Genomic DNA, 6,127 nt, shown 5'->3' with positions numbered 1-6,127 from the left:
ACCTCATCCGCAAACTGGTCCTTGACCCCAGCCGCGACTACCAACCACGCGGCGTCAAATGCGGAAACTCGCCAGAAAACCGGCTGGAGGTGTAAACCATGTCTCGGGACACCTGTCAACGATGTCCCGAGACATGACAGTGGTAGCGGGGACAGGATTCGAACCTGCGACCTCTGGGTTATGAGCCCAGCGAGCTACCGAGCTGCTCCACCCCGCGACGGGTGAATACCAGGTTACCGAACGCACGCGAGGCCACCAAATCGCTCCCCCACCAGCGTCGGCACCCGGTCAGTGCGAAGGCGGGCTCAACCCGTGCCGCAGCGACCCGGATTACTTGGTGTTGTTGTACTTGGTGATCGCATCGTCCAGGCGCTGCAGCGCGGACCCGTAGCCGGCGAAGTCGCCAGACTTCTGCGCATCGCGGGCCGCGCCCATCGCGGTCTCGACATCCTTGAGCGCGGCGGCCTTCGCCGGCGACAGACCGACAGCACCGCTGGGCGGGGGTGCAACCGCGTTAGCCGGGGGCGGCGGGCTGGCCGGCCGCTGGTCGCCCTGCGAGCTGGCGGGCGCGCCCGATTCGGTGGGCGCAGGACCGGCTGCCGTCGCACTGGCCCCCGGTCCGAACAGGCCGTTCAGCGCATCACCGACCGTCGGGCCGTAGCCGATTTTGTCGTTGTACATCATCGCCACGCGGATCAAGCGGGGATACGACGACGCGACGTCGCTGGTGCCGGGTGAGGCGTACACCGGCTCGACATACAGCAGCCCGCCCTGGGCGACCGGCAGCGTCAGCAGGTTGCCCCACTTGATCCGGTTTTGGTTGTCGCGACCGATCACGCCAAGGTCCTGCGAAACAGCGGGATCGGTGGTGATCGCATTGTTGGCCAACTTGGGTCCGTTGACCTGGCCGGGGATGGTCAACACGGTGATCTTGCCGTAGGTCGACGGGTCAGAACTGGCGCTGATGTAGGCGGCCAGATAGTCGCGTTTGAACCTGTTCATCGCGCTGATGAGCTGATACGACGCCGAGTTGTCGTCCTTGGCAATGTTTTTCGCGACGATGTAGTACGGCGGCTGGTAACTACTCGCGGTGGGATTGGGGTCCAACGGCACATCCCAGAAGTCCGATGTGGAGAAGAAGGTCACCGGGTCATTGACGTGATACTTGGCCAGCAGCATCCGCTGCACCTTGAACAGGTCTTCGGGATAGCGCAAATGGGCGGCCAGCTCGGACGTGATGTCGCTCTTGGGCTTAACGGTCCCGGGAAAGACCTTCATCCACGCTTTGAGCACCGGGTCGTGCTCGTCCTGCTGGTACAGCGTCACTGTGCCGTCGTAGGCGTCGACGGTCGCCTTCACCGAGTTACGGATGTACGACACCTGCTTGTCGGGCGCCAACCGGTTGAACGCCACCTCAGTCGAGTCCGCGGTGGCCGACGACAACGACGTGAGCTCGGAGTAGGGGTAGTTGTCCAGCGTGGTGTAACCGTCGAGGATCCACACCAGCCGTTTGTTGACGATCGCCGGGTACACACTGCTGTCGGTGGTCAACCACGGCGCCACCGCCTCGACCCGCTGAGCCGGGTCGCGGTTGAACAGGATTTTACTGTTGGATCCGATCACGTTGGAGAACAAGAAGTTTCGCTCGGCGAACTTCGCGGCGAACACGCTGCGCGACACCCAGCTGCCCAGCGGCACCCCGCCGCTTCCGGTGTAGGTGTAGTTCTTGGTCTCGGTGTTGGTCTCGTAGTCGTATTCCCGGTCCACACCGTTGCGTCCGACGATCGCATAGTCGGCAGGCGTGCTGGCGATCACCGGCCCGTAGTAGACGCGCGGTTGATCCAGCGGGGCGGGACCGTTCGACATCACACTGCCGTTGGCGCCGACGACGTTGGCCATGAACTCCGGATATCCGCCATTTTGATTGGGGTCGTTGGCAATACCGCGCACGGTGTTGGCCGGTGAGGCGATGAAGCCGTTGCCGTGGGTGAAGACGGTGTGCCGGTTGATCCAGTCCCGCTGATTGTCGATCAGATGATCCGGGTTCAGTTCGCGCGCGGCCACGACGTAGTCGTGCAGATCGCCGTTGCGATCGCGGTAGCGGTCGATGGACAGCTGGTCGGGGAAGTAGTAAAAGTTCTTGCCCTGCTGGAACTGCGTGAATGCCGGGCTGATGATGGTGGGGTCCAGCAGCCTGATATTGGAGGTGGTGGCGCGGTCAGAAGCCACCTGCTCGGCGGTGGTCCGGCTGTCGCCGCTGTAGTCGCGGTAACTCACCACGTCCTCGGTCAGGCCGTAGGCTCGCCGGGTCGCCGCGATGCTCCGGCTGATGTATTCGCGTTCCTTTTGCGCCGCGTTGGGTTTGACGCTGATCTGCTCGACGATCAACGGCCAGCCGGCGCCGACGATCATCGAGGACAACAGCAACAACACCAGTCCGATCGCTGGAATCCGCAAGTCCCGCAGCACAACCGCCGAGAAGACCGCCGCCGCACAGATCAACGCGATCGCCAGCAGGATCAGCTTGGCCGGCAGCACAGCATTGATGTCGGTGTATCCGGCCCCGGTGAACGGCTTGCCCGCCCGCGTATGCGACAGCAGCTCGTAGCGGTCCAGCCAGTAGGCGACCGCCTTGAGCAGTACCAGCGTTCCGACCAGGCTGATCAACTGGATACGCGCCGAGCGGCTCAACGCCCCGGTGCGTCCGGACAGCCGAATACCGCCGAAAATGTAGTGCGCCAACAGGTTCGCTACGAATGCGAGGAACAGCGCCACGAAGAAGAAACTGAGCACTAGCCGGTAGAACGGCAGATCGAAGGCGTAGAAGCCGAGGTCCTTACCGAACTGCGGATCACGAATGCCGAAGTCACTGCCATGCAGGAAGAGCTGAATCCGCACCCAATAGGTCTGCGCGACAACGCCGGCGAGCAGGCCGATCGCGACTGGCACACCGGCACCGATGACCCGCAGCCTCGCCATCACCACGGTGCGATACCGCGCCACCGGATCACTGCCGTTGCTCGGGACGAATACCGGCCGGGTGCGGTAGGCCATCGCCATAGCGGCGAACACGATGCCGCCGACCAGCAGCCCGATCACGATGAACACGATCAGCCGGGTCACCAGCACGGTGGTGAACACCGATCGGTAGCCCAGCTCGCCGAACCAGAGCCAGTCGACGTAGGCGTCGATCAGTCGCGGGCCGATCAGCAGCAGGCCGATCACGGTCAGCGCTATCGCGATGAGAGTCCGGCTGCGTCGAGTCAGCTTCGGCATCCTGGCGGCGGGCCGCATCCCCACTTGCTACGCTCCCTGCTCGGTCTCGACACCGGCCGTCGGCCGTTGTCCTTGACGTCTCACAACTGTACGCACGCCGTCTGATCTGCCCGGCTCTGATCAGCCCGGGGCGTCAACAAATCGGCGGCTGCCCACCGGCGACCAGGCTGTGCAGCGCGTCGACTGCCGCACCGAGGTTGTCCACCTTGACCAGTTGCAGGCCGGGCACTTTCTGGGAGTTTGCCTCGTAGCAGTTGTCGGCCGGCACCAGAAAGACCGTCGCGCCGGCATCGTGGGCCGCACTCATCTTGTGCAGGATCCCGCCGATCCGGCCCACCTCCCCGTCCGGCTTGATCGTGCCGGTGCCCGCTACGAACTTCGAGCCGGCAAGGCTGCCGGTGGTGAGTTTGTCGATGACCGCCAAGCTGAACATCAGACCGGCGGAGGGGCCGCCCACATTGGCGAGGTTGAAATCGACTTCGAACGGCGCCCACGGTGCGTCCGTCACCGAGACGCCGACAAAGCCGTAATCGCCTTTCGGGTGATGGCCCAAGGTGATGTGGGCGACCCCGGGCGGCGAATTCTTGCGGCGGAAGTCGATCGCAACCTGCTGTCCGGGTTTGGTGGTCTTCAGAAACGAGGTGAACTGCTCGACGGTGGCCACCGGCTTACCCTCGACCGCCTGTACGGCGTCACCGGCCTGCAGCTTGCCCACCGAGGGCCCGGGGTCGGTCAGCGTCACGATCGTGATCGCTTGCGGGTACTTCAGATAGCCCAGGGCCGCGAACTCGGCGTTGTGCTCGGATTCCTTGAAGTCCGCGTCGTTGGCCTTGTCGATGTCTTCCCGCGACGTGCCGGCCGGGTAGACCAGATCGCGCGGCATCAGCTGTTCCTGCCCGGACAGCCACAGCGTCAGCGCCTCCGCCAGGCTGAGGCCGTCACGCTGGGACACCGTCGTCATGTCCAGGTGACCCGTGGTCGGGTGCAGCTGGGTGCCTTTGATGTCGACGACCTGCTTGCCGTCGACTGCGCCGAGCGTGTCGAAGGCGGGACCGGGCCCCAGCGACACGTACGGCACTGTTACCACTGCGAGCAGCACACCGAAGACCACGATCGGGACCAGCGCCACGATCAGCGTCAGAATCCGCCTGTTCACGTCGCCAACACTAGACGGAGGGGTCACGCCGGGCGGGTTCACTCAGAGCGTGACGGCGGGGCGCGCGTCGTGCGCTGCCGATGAGTACCGTTGACGACATGGCTGACGTGCCTTTCGGGTTCTCCGCCGGCGACGACCCGGACCGTGACAAGCGCCCCGAGAACGACCCCGAGTCCGGCTCGGGGTCTGCTGACCCATTCGGCCTGGGCGGCCTCGGCGCCGATTTCAACGTGGCCGACCTCGGCCAGGTCTTCACTCGCCTCGGGCAGATGTTCAGCGGGGCCGGCTCGGCCATGGCGGGCGGGCAGTCCTCCGGCCCGGTCAACTATGAGCTGGCCCGCCAGCTGGCGTCGAGCTCGATCGGATTCGTGGCTCCCATCCCGGTCGCCACCCGCGAGGCACTCAGCGACGCCGTTCACCTCGCCGAGACCTGGCTCGACGGGGTGACCGCGCTGCCGGCCGGCACCACCAAAACCGTTGCCTGGAGTCCCAACGATTGGGTGGACAACACCCTGGAGACCTGGAAGCGGCTGTGCGATCCGATGGCCCAGCAGATCGCCACGGTCTGGGCGTCGGCGCTGCCCGACGAGGCCAAGAACATGGCGGGTCCGCTGCTGTCGATGATGTCGCAGATGGGCGGCATGGCCTTCGGCTCGCAGCTGGGCCAGGCGCTGGCGCGGTTGGCCCGCGAAGTACTGACGTCGACGGACATCGGATTACCGTTGGGGCCCAAGGGAATTGCAGCGCTGCTGCCCGACGCCATCGACTCGTTCGCCGACGGCCTCGAGCAGTCCCGCAGTGAGATCGTCACCTTCCTGGCGGCGCGTGAGGCCGCCCATCACCGCCTGTTCAGTCACGTGCCGTGGCTGTCCAGTCAGCTGCTCGGCGCCGTCGAGGCCTACGCCAGGGGCATGAAGATCGACATGCACGGAATCGAGGAGCTGGCCCGCGATTTCAACCCGGCGTCGCTGAATGATCCGGCCGCCGTCGAGCAGCTGCTGACCCAGGGGGTGTTCGAGCCCAAGGCCACCCCGGAGCAGACTCAGGCGCTGGAACGGCTCGAGACGCTGCTGGCGCTGATCGAGGGTTGGGTCCAGACGGTGGTGACTGCGGCGCTGGGCGATCGCATCCCCGGCGCGGACGCCTTGGGCGAGACGCTGCGCCGCCGCCGGGCCACCGGCGGACCGGCCGAGCAGACCTTCGCCACGCTGGTGGGCCTGGAACTGCGGCCGCGCAAGCTGCGCGAGGCCGCGGCGCTCTGGGAGCGACTGACCCAGGCTGTCGGCGTCGACGACCGCGACGCGGTCTGGCAGCATCCCGACCTGCTGCCCGGGTCCGACGATCTCGATGACCCGGCCGGTTTCATCGACCGCGCGATCGGCGGCGACACCAGCGGGATCGACGAAGCCATCGCCGAATTCGAGCGAGGAACCGATCCCGGCCGCGGCGACGCCGACGGCGGCTCTGGCGCTGTGGATAGCTGAGCGGTCGGTCCTGGGCGCCGTGGCACAGTGCCAGGATGGCGCAGCCCATGCCGTCGTTGTACGCGCTGGACCCGGCGCTGCCGGTGCTGCTGCGTCCCGACGGCGCCGTACAGGTGGGCTGGGGTCCGCGCCGCGCTGTGCTGATCCATCCGCCGGGCGGCGTGAGCGCCGCCGGTCTGGCCGTTCTATTGCGGGCCATGCATTCGCCGGT

General features: G+C 65.9%; 3 protein-coding genes, 1 tRNA gene and 1 pseudogene. 2 read left to right on the top strand and 3 right to left on the bottom strand.

Features of this window, described 5'->3' with window-relative positions; all coding sequences use genetic code 11:
* Positions 1-140 precede the first annotated feature (140 nt).
* From VGG53_RS04730 to VGG53_RS04720, 3 genes are all read right to left on the bottom strand, one after another.
* Positions 141-217 (bottom strand) — tRNA-Met (locus VGG53_RS04730).
* Between the two features lie 113 nt (positions 218-330).
* Positions 331-3,300, bottom strand: coding sequence for a UPF0182 family protein (locus tag VGG53_RS04725; protein ID WP_331516835.1), 2,970 nt, complete (start codon positions 3,298-3,300; stop codon positions 331-333).
* Positions 3,301-3,409: 109 nt separating this feature from the next.
* Positions 3,410-4,432: a PDZ domain-containing protein gene (locus tag VGG53_RS04720; protein WP_331516834.1), complete on the bottom strand. Its 1,023-nt coding sequence runs from the start codon at positions 4,430-4,432 to the stop codon at positions 3,410-3,412.
* Between the two features lie 80 nt (positions 4,433-4,512).
* Here VGG53_RS04720 and VGG53_RS04715 point away from each other — a divergent pair, with 80 nt between their 5' ends.
* Complete coding sequence (locus VGG53_RS04715) at positions 4,513-5,916, top strand: zinc-dependent metalloprotease (RefSeq protein WP_331516833.1); 1,404 nt, start codon at positions 4,513-4,515, stop codon at positions 5,914-5,916.
* A gap of 47 nt (positions 5,917-5,963) precedes the next feature.
* Positions 5,964-6,127 (top strand): annotated as a pseudogene (locus VGG53_RS04710) (cyclodehydratase); the annotation flags it as partial.

The organism is Mycobacterium sp. (assembly GCF_036490025.1).
In the GTDB taxonomy this organism is placed as follows: domain Bacteria; phylum Actinomycetota; class Actinomycetes; order Mycobacteriales; family Mycobacteriaceae; genus Mycobacterium.
The sequence above is the reverse complement of the archived record's forward strand: the minus strand, read 5'-3'. Positions and strand labels throughout refer to the sequence as shown.